The following is a 21,191-nucleotide window of genomic DNA, read 5'->3' as shown; positions in this document are numbered from 1 at the left end:
TCATGTCTAATGAAATCCGCGGAATTATGATTCCTGTAACTACAGAAAAAAGAGTTTTACTGCCGAATGCGATTATTGCAGAGGTAGTAACTTATACGGATTTGCAATCAATTGATAATGCTCCGGATTGGTTGTCAGGAAAAATTGACTGGCGTGGGTATGATGTTCCGGTTCTGTGTTACAACTCATTGTCAACTGGTGGTAGTACTGCAAAACGTAGTAAAACAGGACGGGTTGTCGTTGTTAAAGCTCTTGGAGACAATGAAAAAATTCCATATTTTGCTTTGCTTGTGGAAGGTGTTCCAAGACTGCAACTGATTACTCAAGGTGACTTACAGGTTCATGAAGTCGATTCGGACATTAGCAATGCCATCGCTTCAATGGTAACTGTTCAGGATGAAATGTCAGAAATCCCGAACATTAAATTCATCGAATATGTTTTGGCTGAGTCAATCTAAAATAAAAACCGGTTAGAGAATTATTCACCAATATCAATCTGCTTGTTTTGTGCAAGTGCCAGTTCTCTCAACTTAATGATTTCGTCAATTTTAAGTTGATACTCATTATCAAGCAAAGCTCCCTCAGGAGGAGATTGCCACTGGCTTTTATCAATTGAGTTGTAATAACTCCAATAGTCAACAGACCATTCGCTTCGTTTAGAACTATTTTCAATAAAATCAAAGCCTTTAATAATATTTAAAAAATCCGAAAATTCCTGCGATTCAACAGCTAATTGTGAAACGATTGACATCAATGTTTGATGAGAAAAACGTCGGATTGCCGGATAACTGTCTTCCATTGCAAACAACAGATGCGGAATCAAAAAATACTTCTTATTCACCTGTAAAATTTCAGATTGATAACTCATGTTCTTTGCTGCAATTCCTCGTTCAGCCGGATCGCCGGAATGAAGTTTATAAATTGTCTGAATAATGTTGTTGTGTGAGAAATCTGTAACCTCACTATTTTGCCATAACTCTTGTTGTTTATCTGTAATCCAAGTATCCGTTTTATCAACGTGACAAGCAGCACAAGCGTTGGGTTTATCTAAGGCGAACTCGTTTGAAGGATTTGGAGATTCAATTTTATGACTCCGGTGAAAGTCCATTAAACCATAAACAATTTTCGGCATGTGACAGTTGTAGCATAAACTACCATCAGAATTTTCTTTATGTTTGGTATGTACAGAAATATTCTGAGCGTAATTTTGATGACATTGCAGACATGGTTTGTTCGTAAGGTTTTCATCTTTTATCATTCCCTCAGGGTTACCCTCATGCATGGAATGACAATCGTTACATGTTAAATCGGCTTTTGTGTGACATTTGGATTGCAATAAACCTTGATACTCATAGGCTGATAAACGAGGAGTACCATCTTTCCAGAAGCGTAAACTGAAAATATCACTTTGAACATTGTTAATTTTTGAACTTTGCCAAACAGGATTGACATGATCTTGTAAATTATCGCCCGGACGATAAGTTGGCCCGGTTTCCATCCATGTTTTTGCCATGTCGAAAGTCTTGGGTGTTCTTTGGCCATGACATTGTCCGCAAATATCCATGGATTTCTGAGCAGAAACTTTGTCGGGATGGACAATGCTTAAATCACTATCATCACTAAAGTGGAGATAATATTTTCGTATTGGATTTTGGCTTAACCTGACGTGTTCTTCACCATTTGCGTGACAGGATTCACAACCAATTCCTAAATCACTGACATGAGATTGAAATCTTGAATTGACTTTAAGATTTAGCGCTTGCCCTTGTTTACTGTTTTGTAAAATTTCATCATAGTTCAACATGTTAGGTTGAATGCCGGTGTTATGGCAAAAGATACAATTTTGATTCCATAAAGCTGTATGATTATCAAAACGTTGGTGGTCACTACCAAGAAATGCTCCATTCAAATGAACCCAACGCTGATCGCCAATATGCCATAAAAGTTCTAAACGGTAATAATTTCCTTCAGTATTATCAGTTTGAGCCAAATATTGTTGATAGCGTCTTGAGCCAACAGTTCTTTTGATTTCAAGAGTGTTCAAGAGTTGGTTGGTTTGCGGGTCATAATAGGAAAAGTAGTATTTGCCATTTTTCTTAAAAGGTTGAACCGTAATTCCCCAGTAAGTGTATTTTTTGCCATCAAAATGACCTACGACAGATTCATGATTGGCTTCCTGAGTCATCGTGCTGTGATAGGTTTTTCTCCAGGAATCGAACTTGTTCTCATGGCAATCCTTGCAAGATTGTGCGCCTGTGTATTGTGTCGCGTGAAAGTCAGCTTGAATAGCAACTGATTTTTTTGCATAAAAATAGGAAAAAGCAAAGCCGATGACAATTAGAAAAAGGATAAGATATGGTAGAATCTTTTTACTCATGAATCTGATTATAAAATATAATTCGAATTAGATTAAATAATAATTGTCAGAGCTTAATACTTTTAAGGAATAACATCATTTAATGAACTTACCATTGTTTATCGGCTTGAGGTACACTCGGGCGAAGAGGAAGAATCACTTCATTTCATTTATATCGCTCATCTCAATGGCAGGCATAGCCATTGGTGTCATGACAGTGATTGTTGTAATTTCTGTTATGAACGGCTTTGATAAGGAACTCAAGGAAAGAATGCTTGGCTCTGTGGCACATGCGACGATTTCTGCATACGGACATGATTATATTCAAGACTGGGAAAGTGCGATTCAAATCGCAGAAGAAAATCTCGGAGTTGTCAGTGCTGCACCTTACGTTGCCTCAGAGGCAATGGTTCAGGGATATCGAACTACCGGAGCATTGGTGCAAGGCGTTTCTCCTGAATATGAAAAAAATGTCACTCAGTTAGCCGAAAAGATGAAATATGGTTCAATGGACGATTTGGTTGCCGGTGAATACAATATCATCTTAGGCGTGGATTTAGCAGCACAATTGGGCACAGGTCCTGGAGAAAAAGTAGTTGTTTACATTCCTCAGTTTAAAACCACGGCAGTTGGTGTTTTGCCCCGATTGAAAAGATTTACCGTTGTCGGAATTTTTGAAATGGGTGCTTATGAATATGATGCAAAATTGGCTTTAATTCATTTGAATGATGCTCAAAATCTGGAAAAAACAGATGGAGGTATTGAAGGAATCCGCATTAAAACAACTGATTTGATGAAAGCACCAAAAATAGCCTATGAGATTGAAGAAAAACTCGGTGGTTTTTTGCGAGTCAGAGACTGGACTCAGGAAAATGCGAATTTCTATAAAGCCACTCAGCAGGAAAGGGTTGTGATGTTTATTATTCTTTCGATGATAATTGCTGTAGCGGCGTTCAATATTTTATCTACGATGGTGATGCTGGTGACAGAAAAAAACAGCGACATTGCTATTTTACGAACATTGGGAATGTCAGGTTCGCAGGTAACCCGAATATTTATTATTGCGGGCGTGGTGATAGGAGCTATTGGTACGATTATAGGAACTGCACTTGGGCTTTTGATTTCATTCAATGTCAGCTCGATAATTTCATGGCTGGAAGGCTTTTTTGAAGTGGATTTTATGTCTTCGGATGTGTATTACATCAGTGATATAACCGCAGATGTTCAGAGTTCTGATGTCATATCTATTGTTGTGATTGCTTTTACATTAACAATTTTAGCGACGATTTATCCGGCATGGAGAGCCAGTCGAATTCAACCTGCAGAGGCATTGAGATATGAATAACTCAGGAATTATTTTACAATGTCATAATGTTCATCAAATTTTTAAAGACGGTGATACTGAAATTCCGGTTCTTAATGGCATCGATTTTCAAATTGAACATGGCGAAAGCGTAGCGATTATGGGTGCCTCCGGAGCCGGTAAAAGCACGTTACTCCAATTGCTCGGTGGACTGGATAATCCAACTTCGGGTAGTGTGATTCTCAAAGGGAATGATTTTTCAAAACAAAACAGCAAGAAACGAGGTTTGTTGCGTAATCAATATTTAGGGTTTGTTTATCAGTTTCATCATTTACTTCCTGAGTTTTCCGCTTTGGAAAATGTAATGATGCCTTTACTTATTGCTAAAGAAAGTAAAAAGTCTGCAAGTATTAAAGCAGAACAATTGCTCAGCAAAGTCGGTTTGCAGGACAGGTTAACTCATCGTCCGGCGCAACTCTCAGGAGGAGAACGACAAAGAGCAGCCATTGCTCGGGCTTTAGTCACCAATCCGGCTTGTCTGTTAGCAGATGAACCAACGGGCAATCTTGATGAAACCACTGCTTCGGAAGTTATGGAATTGATGCTGGAACTAAACAAACAGCAGAATAATGGTATGATTATTGTCACTCACGATAAACATTTGGCATCAAAGATGAACAAAATCTATGAACTCAGCGGAGGTCATTTGGTTCGACAATAGTTGAATTGAGGCAAAGGAATTGTCATGATAATTTTCTCCGGCAGTTTTTTGTTAGCAATGAGTCAGTTGCTCTGGATAGAGCATGCCAATTACAATGTATTGATATTCTGTCTCATTGGTTTGTGTGCTGTTTTTCTTCTCCGGAAAAAACTTTCACAACCGATAAAATTTCTTCTTTCTGGATTAATTCTTGGAAGTATCCTTGCAAACTATTCTGCAATCATTGCAAAAAAACACCAATATCAAGACACATCCCTTGATACGATTGAAGTTGTTGGAACGATTGTCGATTTGCCTGTTGAAACCAATATGGGACGTTTGGGAATCCGGCAGAAGTTTGCCTTTGCTGTCGAAAGTTCAAAGCCCGAGTTCCCATTACGAAAAATTCTGGTGAGCTGGTATAACAATGAAACAATATTGAAAGCCGGGCAAAGCTGGGTTCTTGAAGTCAAACCCAAACCCATACACGGTTTTAAAAATCCCGGATCATTTGATTATGCAAAATGGTTGTTTCGACAAGGCTATGATGCAACAGCGACTGTCAAAGAAGGAGAGTTGCTTGAAGAAAAATCACTCCGATTTATAAATCATATCAATCGTGCTAGATCCAATATTGCTGATTTGATTTCAGAAAACATCAGTAACCTCAGAGTTGAGGGTTTAGTCAGAGCTTTAACCATCGGTGACCGCAGTCTGATCGATTTTGAAGATTCACAAATGTTTCAACAAACGGGAACAGCTCATATCATTGCTATATCCGGTCTGCATATCGGTTTGGTTGCATTGTTAGGAACTTTCATCGGCAGATTGTTTTTTGCGATATTTCCAAGCGAACGCATCAATCGTTTTAAATTTGAAGCGGTATTTGCCATTTTGTTGGCTTTGATTTATACCATGCTTGCGGGAGTTTCCATTCCTACGCTCAGAGCGTTGATTATGGTTTGTGTGTTCTCAATCTCACCCATCATTAAACGAAATATATCACGATGGAACACTTTGTCAATTGCGTTGATACTAGTTTTGTTGTTTGATCCATTCAGTGTTCTGGATGTTGGGTTCTGGTTTTCTTTTACCGCTGTTGCTATCTTGATTTATGTTTTTACCGGCCGGATGCCCCATCGCTCGAAACTGATGAGTTTTACCAAAGCACAATTACTGATTCTAATTGGATTAATACCTTTGATGTTGATTATTTTTAATCAAATCAATCTATTAACACCGATTATCAATTTAATTATTTTGCCTTTAGTTTCTTTGCTATTAATTCCAACAATCATGTTTTCATTGCTGATTACTCCAGTTTCTTCGGAACTTGGAGAATTTGCATTTTCGCTAACAGAATTTATTTCTGAAATTTTCTTAGGCATCTTAGAGATTTTTAAAGATTTTGATTATCTGGTGGTCTCAGCAACAAACAATGGCTTCTTTGTCATAATAGGTGCATTAGTCTTTTCAATATTGCTCATTTCTTCTTCAGTCCTTCGCTGGCGTTGGTTTGGCTTATTTTTGCTATTACCAGTTTTTATCAAACCTGAAAATAGTATTGAAGATAATGAGTTCACCGTTAATGTTTTGGATGTTGGGCAAGGATTGTCGATTGTTGTTCGAACTAAAGATAAAGTTTTGCTTTATGATACCGGTGCAAAGTATGAGTCCGGCTTTTCGATGGCTAATGCAGTCGTGATTCCGTTTATGAATTTTTCCAGAGTTAATAAGATTGATAAAATCATTCTTTCTCACCTCGATAATGACCATGCCGGAGGTGTTGAGGATATTTTAAAAGTGTTTCCGAAAGCTGAAACATTGTCAGTTGATGGAAACCATAAACTGTGTCAATCAGGAGGAAACTGGAAATGGAACAATATCATTTTTACCATTCTAAGCCCGTTTGAGATCAATCCTTATTTTGGAAACAACTCGTCTTGTGTGATTCACATTCAGTCTGAATATGGCTCGGTTTTACTTACAGCAGATATTGAAGAACCTGTCGAATATCGGTTAACTCATCACCTTGAAACAGCAATTGCAAGCGATGTTTTAATTGTCCCGCATCATGGAAGCCGCACCTCTTCTGGTTTGGAGTTCATTCAAGCAGTCAATCCGAAATTTGCAATTAACTCCTCCGGTTTCATGAATCAGTTTAATCACCCTCATCCTCAAATTAAGCAAATTTACCTTGAAAAAAGTATCGAATTTTACGACACACAAGAAAAAGGAATGATTGAGATTAAATTTTTAAGTGAAGGAACTTCAATCGAGTCTTATAGAGACAAAAAAAGAAATATTTGGGATTTGTGATTACTCCTTTGAAAGAAAGTTGATTTTTTCAGTTACCTCTTTTATTGCTTCCTCATCGCGAGAACTTTCTTGTAATAATTTTTGTAGTAAAGTTTGGTAAGTTTCCAATTCCTTGCTTTTTTGATTAAGTTTGCCGTAGATTTTAGCAAGGTTGAACCATGCTTGAGTGACATGATTTTTTGTCGGACGCTTTAATTTGTCAAAGATTGAAATGGCTTTCTCAGTAGCTTCCATTGCTTTGTTATATTTCATTTGGTTCAGATAGTTTTCTCCTAATGAAACATATTGACTGGCAATGAGACGGTTATCCTCAGTTTTGAGTTTATCTTGAAGTATTTGAATGGCTTCCAAAAACAAACTTTCTGCCTCAGTGTAATTAGCCGATTCCGCACTTAATATAAGAGCTTTATTCCCCAAGACGGTCGCATAATCTACATTTTTGGTATCTGTTGAAAGATAAATATCAATCGCTTTTTGGTTGTATTTTTGTGCGTTTTCATAATCTTTGAAAAGTCGGTAGGCTCTGGAAACCTGATCGTAACTAATTGCAGTATAAGGATGCTCAAGACCGAGGATTTTCTCTCTATATCTGGCAATTTGTAATCCTGTATCAATGGCTTTTTGATACTCTCCTAAATCTTTATAAATTGTAGCGAGATTGGCATGCAACACGGTTTTATACTCCATATCTTCATCATTGTTTTCATCAAGATATGTGAGTGCTTTCTCCAAATCATTTTGTGCTGATTCATTATCACCGGCATTGGCTTTGATTAACCCAATATAGTTGTATGCAGTGACAAGTTCGATTCGGTATTTTGCTTCATTTTGCAGATATATCTTTAAGAGGTTCTCGAACATTTCAATCGCTTTTTGATGTTCGCCTTGTTCTTCAAATGCTGCGGCCTGATTGAATTTCAGAGACAGATAAAAAGGCTTTTCTGTCAGATTATTTTTTTCTGTTAATTCAATCGCCTTAGATGTTAATTCTTCCATTCTTTTGTAATTTTCAGCGAAAAACTCAACCTCGGCCAACGCGCCTAATGTGTCAATATATTGCTCGGTGTTGGAATATTTTTTATCTTCAAAAATATTTAAGTTTTGCTCAAGTTGGTTACGAGCTTCATCATATTTGCCCTGTTTGCGATAAACATTACCAATTATTGATTTCATTCGTACCAGAATTTGAGGTTTGTCTTTGAGTTCCTCATCAACTCGCTTGGCACCATCTTCAAGAATTTCCGATGCAGTGATTTCCTTTCCTTGTTGGTTGTATGGGTCAGATGCGGTGAAGAAACTCTCCAAAAAAGCAGTCACTTGTTCGGCTTCATCCTTGGCAGTTTCTGCTTCAAGACGAGCTTGTTCGGCAATATTACGAGCAGATTCCGCTTCCTGCTTTTGTTGCTTCAAATCATAGGTGTATTTGCTGAATGCCAGAACTGATAACAATAATAAAGCCGCAATACCAAATTGCTTGATGCGGCGTTTGGGCTTGGTGATGATTTTATCGAGTTTTTCAATGGCATCAAAAGCTGTTGGCCGGGACGCCGGTTTCCGGGCTTTCATGCGGTTGATGAGCTGAGTTAAATCAGCAGGGACATTTTGAACATCATCAGTTTCACCTTTTTGGGCTCGTTTCAACAATTGCTCACTGGATAAATTCGATGAGTGAGCCGGTTGAGATGAAAAAATATCCTGAAAGATAATTCCAAGGGAATAAATATCTGAAGCTGTACTGATTTCCTCTAGTGTCGCTTGTTCCGGTGACATGTAACCCAATGTGCCTACAATGGAACCGGCTGCGGTTTTTGAAATCGGTAAAGTCGGATGAGTGTCGGTGCTTTTCTGAATGTTTGGTTGTTTGAGAGAAGCTGAAATTCCAAAATCCAGAATCTTAATATTTCTATCATTAGCAATGATGATGTTATCAGGCTTGATGTCGCGATGAACAATATCTTCATTGTGGGCAACTAACAAACCATTCAGTAAAGATTTGGCTAATTTGAGTTTCTCAGCGTAAGAGAGTTTGTAAAGCGGATATTTATCCAGCGTGATGCCGTCAACAAATTCCAAAATCAAAAAGTCGATATCATCAATTTCGATGATATTGTAGATTTTACAGATATTCTCATGGTTGAGTTTGGAAAGGATAAGGGCTTCGCGACGAAAGCGGTCTCTGGCATTTTCATTGGGGCGATAAATCCCCCGAATGGTTTTGACAGCCACTTTTCTTTGTAGTTGTTTATCCTCTCCCAGATAAACTTCACCCATTCCACCTTTGCCAAGCAATTGAATGAGTTCGATATTACCAATAGACTGACCAACTAAATCACGTTCCAGAGAAATGGGTTGCAGGATGTTTTCAAGTTCTGGGTTACCTTCCAGAAAAATGGTTCGGGTTTGAGAGTCTGAAAGCAGTTTGATGACTTGCTCAACGATTTCAGGGTCATCTTCAACAGAATTCAGAAACTGAAAAGCATCAATCGTACCCATTGTCACGACCTTCTTGAACAAAGAATTTATTTTGTCCTTATCTTCCGAATTCATCAATACCCAAAATTATTGCTTCAAACTCTATTCTAGCAAAGTTTTTAAAAGGGTATCAATTAACTATTCGGCTTTATTTGCAAGTAATTGATAAATCATCAAGATGATTGCGAAAATGACTGCAACTGATGAAATAGCCATAACCGGTTCAATTTTGTTCTCTGGAATGATTTTTCCATAAATTAAAAACAAGCCCGAAAGCATGAGAATGCTTCCAGCATGGTGAAAAGTGAATTGAATTATTGCTATTTTCTTAGATGGATTTGGTATCCAAAGTTTGTAACAAACACCGTAAATGAACGATGTGACGAAGCCCAATAACATGATATGTGCATGTGTGACCATTTGATTATGGTTTTATGTGGCTGCCATAATCGCACCTAGTATGAGTCCGAAAAGTGCATATAAAAGTGAACTGATAATGTATTTTTTATCCATGATTTTCCTCTTGAATTTTTAAATTAAGAATTGCCATTGTTCTCAAAAGAATCGCTAAATATTAAATCCAGATTGGCATAAACCTGTATGATAACTTCGGCTGATTCATCAATTCCGCCGTTGGAAGTTCCGCCGTTGTCTTTTAACTTTACTGAAATTGTTGCAGTTCCCAGTGCATTCTCCGCTAGCTCAATACAAAGAGTTCCTGTGGGAGAGATTGTTGGTGTATTTGCAAAAATTGAAGTGTCTCCGAATGTTTGAATTTGAAACTGATAACTTTGTGAAGATTCATTAGCAGGTCCGGTTGAGATGTTCGTTGCCCAATTTTCATATTCATGAACTCCTGCAATGGAATTTGTTCCTGCAAACGAAATAGTTGTGAAACCATGATTGAAACTTGGAGCATCATTGACAGGCAAAACATTGATGAAAACATCTGCTCCAACATTGGTATTGCCATCTGAAATGATATAACGAAAATCAACAATACCGAATTCATCCGCCGGTGGAGTGTATGTAAAGTCGCCATTGCTCCATAAATCGACGTTGCCGGGATTTGGAATTGTTGAACTGTTTGTTGCTACCAATCCGGCATTAATGACAACCAAGGTATCACCTTCAGGGTCATTATCGTTATCAAGGACGTTTAAATTATCAAATAAATCAATTGAGCCATCTTCCAGAATATCAAAACTATCATTATTGGCTTGAGGAAATGAGTTGCTCTCTATCGCTTCTTTTTCATAAGCTCCGATGTCACAACCATCGGCTAAATTAGCTTCTGCTCTGTCAACTCTGCGAACTTGATTGAATATATCAAAATAACCTCTTTGATCGGTTATTATATTCGTACACTTCCCTTGGTCAATCAGCGGAGAATCATCCTGTAAGGAACGTGTTAATGTTGATCCTCCATTGGATGCTAGAGGGTTTAATTTGGGTAAAGCTACCGATGTTCCAACAAGGTCATTGTTGATATTTGGCATTCCCAGAGGGAATATGGATGAATGAGTTTGGCTGAAATTGATGAAATTATGCCCCAGAGTATTAAAATCACCCGAAATATTTGGATAGTTTGTTGTGGTTGAATAATCGACATTGGTACTAACGATGGTGTTGAAAATATTTACCGGAGTGACAGTGCTGGTATATATTCCACCTCCGCTTCCTTGATCGGTCATGATAGGGTTAGATTCGTTTCTTGTAATTGTGGAATGTTTGATATTAACGATGGAATAGTCGTCAACAAAGTTAGCACCACCAATTGAGATTGCACCTCCGACACCATAAGCGGTGTTTTCATCAAAAGTCGAACTGTCAATGGTAAGTTCAGAAACTGCAACAGACGATGAAGAAAGCATCAATATTGCACCACCTTGAGCCGGTGCCGTGGGATTGAGAGCAATATTATTAATAGCGTGGTTATCATAAAATGTCGAATTGTTTATTGTTACATTCTGAAATGCACCAATAAAGATAGCACCGCCACCGGCGACATTGCCTGAGTTTGCGGTTGAACCGATTGTGTTATTATTATCAAACTCGCAATTTTCGATGGTGACGGTGTTATTTGAAGTTCCGCCGTAAGCAATTCCCAAAGCTCCTCCGGCGTATTCTGCACTATTGTTGGTGAAATACACCCGGTCAATTGTTAAACTCGAGTTTGCCAGAGAAACTAACATTCCTCCTCCAACCCCAACAGGAAGACTTCCGACTCCGGTGAAACCGCCTGAAATAGTCAGTTTTTCAATCATGAAATCAGCAGGTGTTAGGTTTGAAACTTTTAGAACTCTGTCTAAGCCAATACTACTTAAAGTGAGTAATTCTTTGTGAGGACCTGAAAGATTGACTGATTCTGATAATTGAATAGGCAATTCCAAATGAATCGTTGCCGGTAATATTGATGATGCAAAAGTAATCGTATCAATAGTCGGAAGTGATTCTCCTGCAATGCATTCTCCTATAAGCTGCCCTGAGGCCGTATTTGAATTTGCAGATTCCACAGCTTCGTGTAATGTGCAAAACCCATCATCACTTGCGGTTACAGAACCGGAACTTGAATTTACAACAATGTTTGCTGCGTAAAGGTTGAGGTTTATGGAAATTAAAATTATTAAAGCGATAGTCGTTTTTGGATTCATTTCTAATGTGTAATTGATACTAAATCACAATACTAATGCTGCTCGCAGATTCAAACTTGAACAAAATATGATTTATTTGTGAACTTGTGATTGGAGGTGGTTTAACTGTTCGACTGAACCGGATTAGCGCGTACAGTTTTTTTAAAAGATTCACTTCCTTTTTTCGCTTTAGCTAGTATTTCTTGGTATTTATCGGAGTGCTTGACAGAGTTTAAATTCGGTGTGGTTTGAATGTGGATATAGTTGTAATATCCGCAATCAACAGCTTTGTTTAATAGCTCCAAACACTTTTCTTGTTCAGAAAGTAGTGCGTAAAAACCTGCGAAATAAAACATATTTTCTGCGTCTATGATTTTTGTATCGACAATTTTTTCGAGTGACTCTTTGCCTATCAGTAAGTTATTATCCAAAACGGCAAGATAAACGGTTGCAACCAAACCGGATAAACCATGAGAATCCGCTTTCAAAGCATTTTCAAGGTGTTTTCGAGCTTGTTCTATTTTGCCCTGCATAAATGTAATTTGTCCGCTGAAAATATCGGCATAAACCTCATCGCCCAGATAGGTTTTTTCAAGTGCTTGCTGATACTTGCCGGCTCCGATGTATGTTGAAATTATGGAACGATATCTTTTGTTATCAGGACTTAATTTTAAAGCTGTTTCCATCTCTTCGATGGCTTCATCCACCATTCCGGCATATCTGAAAATATATCCAAGAATAAAGTGAAATTCAGCACAATTTGGATTAATTTTAAACATTCGTCGAGCAATGAAATAGGCTTCTTCCAGTTTGCCGGTTTCGGTGTAGTAAAGCGCCAGATTCATGAGTGCTTCGACAAGCTCGGGATTAAGTTCTAATGCTTTTTGATAATACCACTCAGTAGATTGGTTATTCTCGGAAGAAATTCTTCCGTGCTGTTCCAATAAACGAATGTGATTACCAAGATGCGGATAACTCGGTGCAAAAGAATCATCCAAGTCTAATGACTTCTTCAGCATTTCTATGGCGAGATGATGTCCCTCATTGGTGTATGGATAAGAAATCGCTCTGAGGTAATATTCAAAAGCAAGTGCACTTTTGGGAATATTTCTGACTCTGCTTGGATTCGACACTTTTCCTTTTGATTGTCCATTGAATGCTGAGATGACATTTGACGAAACACGATCTTGTAATTTAAATGTATTGGAATGTCGGTCTTCAATTTGTTCTTGTGATATGACTTTTTGGGATTGAGTATCAATAATTTCAAAATTGATTCTGATAGCATCATTTTCAATTAAATAATTTCCACAAACGACATTCTCTGCGTTAAGTTCAATTGCAATCTCAGTTGGGTTGGCTTTGGAATTGATAAACTCTCGTATCATGCTTGCCGGAACAATATTGAAGTTTTGCAGATATGCTAAGTCGTTGATAATCTGGCTTGCCAGGGCAAAACTGAGATAATCAGTTTGCGGGTCGGATTTTATATTTGTGAATGGCAAAACGACAATTGTTTTCAGAGCCTGATTAACAATTTCCTGTTTGTCAGAAACAGTTTCTTTAAAAGTAGCGACAAATTGATAACCGCGAGCATGATAGGTTTTGATGATTTTCTGTTTTTTACCATCATCACCAAGAATCTTTCGGGCTGATTTGATATGGGTGCTGATTGAAGTATCTGAAACAATTCGTCCCGACCAAATATTTGCATGAATTTCATCCTTAGTAACCAGCCGATGATGGTTTTCAATTAAATACACAATCAAATTAAAAACCTGTGGTTTGACTGGTGTGATGTCGCCATTCACCAAAATACGATAGTTTTTAGTATCAATGGTTATGTTGCCAAATTGGTATTGCAAATTTTTGATTGAATCTTAGGAATGAAAATATTATATGTGATTCAAACTTTTTGAACAACTAACACAATGGTCAATCAAAGTTGTTTGCAATGACCATTGTGTCTTATTTTCGGTCTTGTTAGCTTAATTGAACCAGTTGCTCGACAAAATTATCAATATCTTCGTGTGTTTTGGTTTCTGTAACACAAACTGATAAAGCATTTCCCAATTCCGGGTAGTCGGAACTTAAATCAACACCGGCTAGAATGCCTTGACTTGCAAGTTTAGCTATAACTTCTTTAGGACTTTGTTTGGTTTCAATCACAACTTCATGAAAGTTGGGGCTGTTGAATATTTGCTTGATTCCATTTTCAGCAAGCTTTTGTTTGAGATATTGCATGTTTTGCATACAAGCGGTGGCAACATCTTTCAGTCCTTGTTCGCCTAATAAAGCCATGTAAATCGTTGCTGCGGTGACCATTAAACCTTGGTTGGTACAAATATTGGATGTGGCTTTAGCTCTGCGAATGTGTTGTTCGCGAGCCTGAAACGCTAATGTATAACCCGGTTTTCCATCCAAATCGGTTGTTTGTCCAACAATGCGTCCGGGCATATTACGGATGTACTGGTCTTTTGATGTCATAAACCCAAAATAAGGACCGCCGGCTGAAAGTGGAACTCCCAGAGGCTGGCCTTCACCGATACAAATATCAACTCCTTTTTGACCCCAATCTCCCGGAGCTTTGAGCAAAGCCAGGGATGTTGGATTTACAGCTGCAATAGCAAAACAGTTTTTCTCATGGGCCCAATCGGTTAAAGCATCGACATCCTCAAAAACTCCAAAATAATTGGGTTGTGGAATGACTAATGCGGTGATGTCCTCATCCTGATATTTTTTTAAGTTTTCAGAACTCACTTTTCCGGTTGTGTGATCATAATCCAACTCGACAATTTTGATGTCCTGATTATGGACAATATTGTGTAAAACTTTTTTATAGATTGGATTGACCGTTTTAGGAACCAGAATGGTTTTTGATCTGGACTTTCGATTGGCACGAACAGACATTAAAGCTGCTTCTGCCAGGGCTGAAGCTCCATCATAAAGTGAAGCATTGCTCACTTCCATACCGGTGAGTTTGGTCATCATGGTCTGGTATTCGTAAATGACCTGTAAACTTCCTTGAGAAACCTCTGCCTGATACGGAGTGTATGCGGTATAAAACTCACCACGGGTTGCCAGTTGCCAGATTGCCGCAGGGATGTGATGTTCATAGGCTCCACCTCCGGCAAAACAACTGAGTTGTGAATTTTGCGCTGCTTTGGATTTAATAAAACGACTGACTTGCATTTCATTCATTTGTTTTGGAATGTTTTGCAGTTCGCTAACTTTGAGTTCCTCAGGGATTTCATCAAAAAGTTGCTCAATGGAGTCAACTCCAATCGCTTCCAGCATTTTTGTTATATCTTCAGCCGTGTGTGGAATGAAAGGCATAATATTTTCCTGTTACCAATCTGTTTATGTGTCTTTTTTGTATAAGTGAATTTATTCGTCTTCGTCTTCGTCTTGATCTTCTTCAATTGAGTTTTTGTACTCATCAGACGTTAACAAATCTTCTAAATCATCTTCATCTTCGATTTCCATTTCAAAAATCCAGCCATCATCATAAGGTGATTCATTGATCAGTTCCGGCGAATCTTCAAGAGCATCATTAACCGCAACAATAGTACCACTGATTGGTGCGTAAATATCTGATGCTGTTTTTACTGATTCCACAACTCCGCAATCATCGCCGGCGGCATAGCTTTCTTCTTCAGGCAACTCAACGAACACAATGTCACCCAACGCACTTTGTGCATGTTCGGTAATACCCACTCTGATATTCCCGTTATCCAAAATCTCAATCCATTCATGAGATTCAGTGTATTTCAAATTATCTGGAACGTAACTCATAATGTTTCTCTCTAATTTCTAAATATTTGATTGACCATTTCTTACGAAGGGTAGTTTTACCAACTTCACTGCTAATTGTTTTTTGCGAATTTGTACCTTGACATCTTTGCCGATATCTTTATTAACGATTGCCATACCGATGGCAACCTCAGCGCTGGGTGAAAAAGAACCGCTGGTGATAATTCCACAAGGTCCGTTTTCATCAATTAATTCTTGATCGTGACGGAGAATGCCTTTTTCTGCAAGCACGACGCCGGTCATTTTTTTGCTGATGCCTTTGTCTTTGATGGCTTGCAGAGCATCTGCCCCGATAAAGTCATTGTCAGTTTTTCTGATAGTCCATGTTAATCCGCATTCCAAAGGACTGATATTCTTGTCCATGTCTTGTCCATACAGATGCATTCCGGCTTCCAGTCTTAACGTGTCTCTGGCACCCAATCCGCAAGGCTTAACTCCTGCACTTGCCAACTCATCCCACAACTTGCGAGCATTATCTTCGGCGACCATGATTTCGACACCGTCTTCTCCGGTGTAACCGGTTCTGCCAATAAAATAATTTTCCGCATCAATGGCACAAAATTTATTGAGCTCAGATAATTGCTGAGAAATATTTTCAGGTAAAACTTTCAAACAGGCTTCAATGGCATTGGGTCCTTGAACCGCAATCATCGCCAGTTCCGGTTTTTCTTGAAGCTGAGCATTGAATGGACTTACTTGCTTTTCCATCCATGCCAAATCTTTCTCGCGAGTGGCTGCATTGACAACAATTCGATAATTGTTTTCGCCGCGTTTATAGACGATTAAATCATCAATCACACCGCCATTTTCATTCAACATGGTGCTGTAAAGGGCATTGCCATCGTTCAATTTTCTGACATCGTTAGGCAGTAACTTCAATAGAAAAGCTTCGCTGTCATCGCCATGCAAATCCACAACGGTCATGTGCGAAACATCGAACATGCCTTTATCATTGCGAACCGCATGGTGTTCTTCGATTTGTGAGCCATAATTGATTGGCATTTCCCAACCGCCAAAATCAACCATTTTGGCCCCATAATCAATATGAGCCTGATGTAAACAGGTTTTTTTCATAGAACAAAGTTTGCTAAATTTAAACTTTGTGAACTATACTATTTGTTGCAAAATAAAACCAGTAGATTAAGAAAAATATGGGCAATCGACTCAGTAAAATTGTGACAAAAACAGGTGATGACGGAACAACAGGGCTCGCATCAGGAGAAAGGATAGCAAAGGATGATTCATTGATTGAAGCCATAGGTGTAATTGATGAACTGAACAGTTCGATTGGTTTGGTTCGCTGTGTTTGTACAAATTCAAAGTTGCAAAAAGAACTGAAAGAATTACAAAACACACTTTTTAATTATGGTGGTGATTTATGTTTAGAGGGCTCCTTGCTGATTAAACACAAGGATATTGAAACTCTGGATGATTCCATTCAATCATACAATCAATCATTGCTACCTTTAAAAAACTTTGTATTACCTGCCGGAAGCGAACTGACTGCTCGCCTACACATGTCCAGAAGCATTTGTCGCCGAGCGGAGCGAAGAGTTGTAAGTGCTTCAAAATCACATGAATTCAACCCCTTGCTCAAAGTTTATATCAACCGACTATCTGACTGGTTGTTTGTAGTCGCCAGAGTGACCGATGAGACTGAAGAGGAATTGTGGAATGTTTAATTTAAAAACCAATAACTTTGATCCCATTGATTCGTAGGATATTTTTGGAGAGATGTATGTCTCAGGTTATTCAGTTAAAATACCAAATGATGCTAGAGTTGGGCATGAATTCTGTAGCAACTGTATTCCATATAGATAAAATATTGAAAAAATGAAAACATTATCAAAGATCTTAGTAATACTCTCTCTTTTAGGTTGTTCAAACAACATCGAGACTAGAAAGACTATTAAATTTTATAGGACAATAAGTCTATATGAGGGAATTGATAGGTCATATTTTTGGCCTATTTATGTAAAAGAGCATGTAACTCCTCCCGACAATACAAAGCAGGCAATTGATGAACTAAATATGTTGTTAGATTCTGGTTTATTAGCAATACTAAAAAGAAACTCAATAATCAAAGAATGTAACAGTAATTTATTTGATAAAGGTGAAGTTTATGATGCTTATCTAAGTTCTGTACTTAATGATATGTCAAAAAGATATCCAATCAAAGAAATCAACCGCGCATTTAAGACTGATGATTCAAGTAAAATAATTAATCGTGATATCCTAACATATATAGATAATCTAATGTATTGGGTTATTGATAACTGGGAATTAAAAAATAATAATACCAAACTGGTTAAATCTCTAAACTCTTTGGGAATTAAAGATCCATATGAAATGTTTTATTACGTTCTGTTATTGACAGGGGATTGTAAGTACAAGCAAGATAAAGATACGCCTGAATTATTTATATGGGATGATTAGGCAGAGAAGAAATGAATAGAACCAGAATCGTTGCCTTTAAAACAGCTTCCAAACCACCAAAAAAGCGGAGTTGTAAGACCCAACTCCGCCGTCTCGGTTAATTATTCGCCAAAAGAAATTTTCCCAACCAAATAGTCCTCATCAGCTTTGTCCAGTCTAAGACTCAAGGTCTGTGACTTTTGACTGCCACGAGCGAAGTTGGTTATAACATCGACATAAAGTGTGGTTGCACCTGTCAATTCCGGAGAATTGTTGCCGTAGAAATGCACTTTGATAGTGTATTCGCCTTTAGGTGCTTTTTTGATGAGATATTCTTCAGGCCCATAACCACCCGTGAAGTCCTGATGGAACATACCACCAACAGATGAAAGAGTGTTGCTGTAAGTCACTTTTTCACCGCTGGGTTCAATAACCCAAAGGTCAATATCTGTCATATCACTATCCCAACTAAGGACAATACGCATATCCACATCCAGCAACTGGATCAGTCGTTCATCAACAAACGAGTAGTCAATACTGTGTTTTTGTAATCTTGGAATCAATTGGTTGATTTCCATTAAAACTGTAACTTCTATTCCATGAAAACGATCCCAGCTTTCTGTAATCACTTTGTATAATAGCTTGATGGCTTGTTGCAAATCTTCTTTTGTTGAGTCGGATTGATCGGCTCTTTGTGCCAGAACCAATGCCAAATCACGATAGGATTGAGGTTCTTCGTCTCTGTCTTCAAGAACTTTGCGATAAGTATCAATGCTTAAATCCAGATAGTTAAACTCTCTGAGTTTCATCGCCATAGTGCGTAACAAACGACTGTCCTGAATCTTTAGTTCGGCAATATTGGATAAAACTTGTAATCCCAGTTCTTGTTGTTCATTTTTGAAAAAGAAGTTGGCAACATCAAAATAAAAAGCAGGGGAGTTGAGATAATCTTGCTTTAATTGATAATACTTATTTTCCCGACTGGATTTTTTTGTATTTTCAAGTGCTTTTAAATAGGGTGTATCCGGATTCCATTCGCTGATTTTGATGGAGGCAACATTTGCAGAATTTTCTTTTTTCTTGCTTTTAACTTCAGATGAAGGAGCTCGCATCGGTGCTCCAATGGGAATCTGCTTGCCAAGTTCTTCTGTTTCTTCTTCATTAGCTACAAAATCTAAGATTGGTGCACTATTCATTACAACTCTATCATCAGATTCATCTTCAAAACTCTCTTGTGGTTTATTTATTCTCTTAGCTGGCTTACTTGGAAATTCTTTATCCCACCAGTTTTTTCTTTCCTGCCACATGCTGATGACTTGTTCGACTTTGTTGGATTCTTTTTCCTGTTTGTCTTTTTTGCTTTGCGTGATCTGAGCAAAGTATTGTTGACGCATTTCGCGCAGAGATTTTGGAGGTTCGATTTTGTGTTCTACATATTGTTGCAAGTTTTCCAGTACAATCAATGAGGTAAAGTCACTAACCAAAGAATATTTCTGACTGAGGTTGATAATATTATACTTGTTAAATTCTGCATCTTTCTGTAGTGATTGCAATTTCTGTTGAGCCCAAATTTGTTCCGGTAGGTCTGTTTCCAAGACATCATTTCGATTCAAAACAATTTTTGTTGATTCAATGATATTGCCTGATTGTCCGTAATGAATCAGCAGAGTCGCTTCATCAGATAAGAGTTTTCCAGTGAGTGGCTGTGGATTGTTGAGGTTGACTGATTTGGGAAAATCTGCCAAGTTTTCTATTTTACCTTTCAAAACTTCAATGGATAATATCTGCAATCTGGCTTGAGTGAATGAGTTGATAGTTTTTTCAAAGTCAGTTTGGTCAGTTAGGTGAAACGATTGTCCGCCATTTTGTTCCGACAGTTGCCGGTTGAAATTGGTATTATTGCTGAGATTGCTGGAAAATACGAAAAGCGGCTGCTGGAATTTGATTTTTTCCTTTTTGGCAAAAGTGTGCAAACCATCACTAAAAAGTAAGTTGATATCAGAATATTGATTTATATTATTCAACTCTGAGAAGTTGGTTGCTCCGTCATATTCGATATTTTTCAAATGAGCTTTCAAATCTTTCCAATTGCCATTGCTAACCTTGAATTTCTCCACAAATTTAACCTTGTTTCTCAATACATACAAATTGACTTGCAAATCCTGATATTGATTGAAAAACTCATTCAATAATTTGAGTTCTGTCTCATGATTTGCATCTCTGCGGGAGTGGGAAGCATCCCAGATGAGGTTGGCTTTATTTATTTGTTTTTTCTTGTCTTGTTTTAATTTCTTGAAAAAATTCTCATGCAGATTTTGGCTGATTGAAAACCAATATTCATCATTGGTATTTTTCCCTATGATAACGGTATCTCCTGATAAGTCAGGAACTTTAATTGTTATTGGTTTTTCAATAGTAAATTGAGATTTTTTAAATTCCGCCATATAAGCATTATGCCATTTAGAAAAATCAAGTTTATCGAACTGGCTGTCGGTGAAAATTGGTTTAGCATCCAGATTAATAGCCTCTACTTTGATTGAAAATTCTTTTACCAACTGACCGGACATTAACGGAATTTGATACGCATAGGCGTCATTATTTTTTGCAAGAACTGTGGAGAATTTAATTATAATGGTTCTGGATTGTTTTGAATTGAGCGGAAATATTCTCGTTTTAAATACATTGCCGGCGACTTTTTCCACCAAACCCGGATCAATCCCCTGTCTTATAATTTTTTCAAATGTGACACGGGCTTTTTTCTTTTCAACAGCTACGCCATCAATCATCACGCCATTAATGTCAAGTGAGTAACCATTCATCGTGGAGTTTTCTGGAATGGGAAAAATAAAATCAGCAGTAAGAGTACGGTTGTTCGGATTATAGAAGCTGATTGTGATTTCTGTTTGCGAAAGATTTCCAAAAATTTTGCTATCAACATGAAATGCTGAGACCTCAACAGGATGCTCGGTTCTTTCGGTTGGAGTGATTGTGATTGGTGGGGGAGGTCTTCTTTCTGTAGGCTGGTTTTGGGCGTATACAGTTATAGAAAAAGTTAATATCAATAATACAGTAACAATACAGTTTTTCATTTCAGCTTCTCAAAATTTATAATAGTCTGTATACGAATGGGTTATATTAAAGGGCTAAATTCCCAGAGATTTTCCTTAAAACTTTCAGAAA

15 protein-coding genes are annotated in these 21,191 nt (G+C 37.8%); 6 read left to right on the top strand and 9 right to left on the bottom strand.

Going from position 1 to position 21,191, the window contains the following annotated elements; genetic code table 11:
- Positions 1–2 precede the first annotated feature (2 nt).
- A complete protein-coding gene (locus tag R3F25_03225; GenBank protein ID MEZ5495827.1) occupies positions 3–458 on the top strand; it encodes a chemotaxis protein CheW in 456 nt (151 codons plus the stop codon).
- A 20-nt stretch (positions 459–478) separates the two neighbouring features.
- On the opposite strand, the gene R3F25_03220 is transcribed toward R3F25_03225, so the two are convergent.
- Positions 479–2,377, bottom strand: a complete 1,899-nt coding sequence (locus R3F25_03220) for a multiheme c-type cytochrome (GenBank protein ID MEZ5495826.1) — start codon at positions 2,375–2,377, stop codon at positions 479–481.
- Positions 2,378–2,459: 82 nt separating this feature from the next.
- Here R3F25_03220 and R3F25_03215 point away from each other — a divergent pair, with 82 nt between their 5' ends.
- The 3 genes from R3F25_03215 to R3F25_03205 are packed head-to-tail and all read left to right on the top strand — an operon-like array spanning position 2,460 to position 6,678.
- Positions 2,460–3,701: a lipoprotein-releasing ABC transporter permease subunit gene (locus R3F25_03215; GenBank protein ID MEZ5495825.1), complete on the top strand. Its 1,242-nt coding sequence runs from the start codon at positions 2,460–2,462 to the stop codon at positions 3,699–3,701.
- Entirely contained in the window at positions 3,694–4,380 is a 687-nt protein-coding gene (lolD, locus tag R3F25_03210) for a lipoprotein-releasing ABC transporter ATP-binding protein LolD (GenBank protein MEZ5495824.1), read from the top strand. Before R3F25_03215 ends, lolD begins: the two co-directional genes overlap by 8 nt.
- 24 nt (positions 4,381–4,404) lie before the next feature.
- The gene (locus R3F25_03205; GenBank protein ID MEZ5495823.1) at positions 4,405–6,678 is read left to right on the top strand and encodes a DNA internalization-related competence protein ComEC/Rec2; all 2,274 of its coding nucleotides are present in this window, start codon (positions 4,405–4,407) and stop codon (positions 6,676–6,678) included.
- Here R3F25_03205 and R3F25_03200 read toward each other — a convergent pair whose 3' ends face one another.
- The 7 genes from R3F25_03200 to gcvT all read right to left on the bottom strand — a co-directional run bounded on the left by R3F25_03200 (position 6,679) and on the right by gcvT (position 16,670).
- Positions 6,679–9,225 (bottom strand): serine/threonine-protein kinase, encoded by a 2,547-nt coding sequence (locus R3F25_03200; GenBank protein ID MEZ5495822.1) that lies wholly within the window; start codon positions 9,223–9,225, stop codon positions 6,679–6,681.
- A gap of 63 nt (positions 9,226–9,288) precedes the next feature.
- Positions 9,289–9,570, bottom strand: a complete 282-nt coding sequence (locus R3F25_03195) for a TonB-dependent receptor (GenBank protein MEZ5495821.1) — start codon at positions 9,568–9,570, stop codon at positions 9,289–9,291.
- Positions 9,571–9,686: 116 nt separating this feature from the next.
- Entirely contained in the window at positions 9,687–11,804 is a 2,118-nt protein-coding gene (locus tag R3F25_03190; protein ID MEZ5495820.1) for a choice-of-anchor Q domain-containing protein, read from the bottom strand.
- A 101-nt stretch (positions 11,805–11,905) separates the two neighbouring features.
- Entirely contained in the window at positions 11,906–13,648 is a 1,743-nt protein-coding gene (locus R3F25_03185) for a FlgO family outer membrane protein (protein MEZ5495819.1), read from the bottom strand.
- Positions 13,649–13,766: 118 nt separating this feature from the next.
- Complete coding sequence (gene gcvPA, locus R3F25_03180; GenBank protein MEZ5495818.1) at positions 13,767–15,119, bottom strand: aminomethyl-transferring glycine dehydrogenase subunit GcvPA; 1,353 nt, start codon at positions 15,117–15,119, stop codon at positions 13,767–13,769.
- Between the two features lie 51 nt (positions 15,120–15,170).
- Entirely contained in the window at positions 15,171–15,578 is a 408-nt protein-coding gene (gcvH, locus tag R3F25_03175) for a glycine cleavage system protein GcvH (GenBank protein MEZ5495817.1), read from the bottom strand.
- Between the two features lie 18 nt (positions 15,579–15,596).
- Positions 15,597–16,670 carry a glycine cleavage system aminomethyltransferase GcvT gene (gcvT, locus tag R3F25_03170; GenBank protein MEZ5495816.1) on the bottom strand — a complete coding sequence of 358 codons (1,074 nt, stop codon included), beginning with the start codon at positions 16,668–16,670 and terminating at the stop codon, positions 15,597–15,599.
- A gap of 101 nt (positions 16,671–16,771) precedes the next feature.
- On the opposite strand from gcvT, the gene R3F25_03165 reads away from it, so the two are divergent.
- Positions 16,772–17,278: a cob(I)yrinic acid a,c-diamide adenosyltransferase gene (locus R3F25_03165; GenBank protein MEZ5495815.1), complete on the top strand. Its 507-nt coding sequence runs from the start codon at positions 16,772–16,774 to the stop codon at positions 17,276–17,278.
- Between the two features lie 151 nt (positions 17,279–17,429).
- Positions 17,430–18,032: a hypothetical protein gene (locus R3F25_03160; GenBank protein ID MEZ5495814.1), complete on the top strand. Its 603-nt coding sequence runs from the start codon at positions 17,430–17,432 to the stop codon at positions 18,030–18,032.
- Positions 18,033–18,133: 101 nt separating this feature from the next.
- Here the strand turns inward: R3F25_03160 and R3F25_03155 are convergent, their stop codons facing one another.
- Positions 18,134–21,100, bottom strand: a complete 2,967-nt coding sequence (locus tag R3F25_03155) for a VIT domain-containing protein (GenBank protein MEZ5495813.1) — start codon at positions 21,098–21,100, stop codon at positions 18,134–18,136.
- Between the last annotated feature and the right edge of the window lie 91 nt (positions 21,101–21,191).

The organism is Gammaproteobacteria bacterium, assembly GCA_041395445.1.
Lineage (GTDB): Bacteria > Pseudomonadota > Gammaproteobacteria > Xanthomonadales > Marinicellaceae > NORP309.
Note: the sequence above shows the minus strand (reverse complement) of the source record. Positions and strands in the feature narration are given on the sequence as shown.

Excerpts from the sequence above, each read along its gene's own strand:
- gcvT (MEZ5495816.1), bottom strand. The coding sequence starts at position 16,670 with ATGAAAAAAACCTGTTTACATCAGGCTCATATTGATTATGGGGCCAAA.
- R3F25_03225 (MEZ5495827.1), top strand. The coding sequence starts at position 3 with ATGTCTAATGAAATCCGCGGAATTATGATTCCTGTAACTACAGAAAAA.
- R3F25_03200 (MEZ5495822.1), bottom strand. The coding sequence starts at position 9,225 with ATGAATTCGGAAGATAAGGACAAAATAAATTCTTTGTTCAAGAAGGTC.
- R3F25_03205 (MEZ5495823.1), top strand. The coding sequence starts at position 4,405 with ATGATAATTTTCTCCGGCAGTTTTTTGTTAGCAATGAGTCAGTTGCTC.
- R3F25_03195 (MEZ5495821.1), bottom strand. The coding sequence starts at position 9,570 with ATGGTCACACATGCACATATCATGTTATTGGGCTTCGTCACATCGTTC.
- gcvPA (MEZ5495818.1), bottom strand. The coding sequence starts at position 15,119 with ATGCCTTTCATTCCACACACGGCTGAAGATATAACAAAAATGCTGGAA.
- R3F25_03190 (MEZ5495820.1), bottom strand. The coding sequence starts at position 11,804 with ATGAATCCAAAAACGACTATCGCTTTAATAATTTTAATTTCCATAAAC.
- R3F25_03155 (MEZ5495813.1), bottom strand. The coding sequence starts at position 21,100 with ATGAAAAACTGTATTGTTACTGTATTATTGATATTAACTTTTTCTATA.
- lolD (MEZ5495824.1), top strand. The coding sequence starts at position 3,694 with ATGAATAACTCAGGAATTATTTTACAATGTCATAATGTTCATCAAATT.
- gcvH (MEZ5495817.1), bottom strand. The coding sequence starts at position 15,578 with ATGAGTTACGTTCCAGATAATTTGAAATACACTGAATCTCATGAATGG.
- R3F25_03220 (MEZ5495826.1), bottom strand. The coding sequence starts at position 2,377 with ATGAGTAAAAAGATTCTACCATATCTTATCCTTTTTCTAATTGTCATC.
- R3F25_03160 (MEZ5495814.1), top strand. The coding sequence starts at position 17,430 with ATGAAAACATTATCAAAGATCTTAGTAATACTCTCTCTTTTAGGTTGT.
- R3F25_03215 (MEZ5495825.1), top strand. The coding sequence starts at position 2,460 with ATGAACTTACCATTGTTTATCGGCTTGAGGTACACTCGGGCGAAGAGG.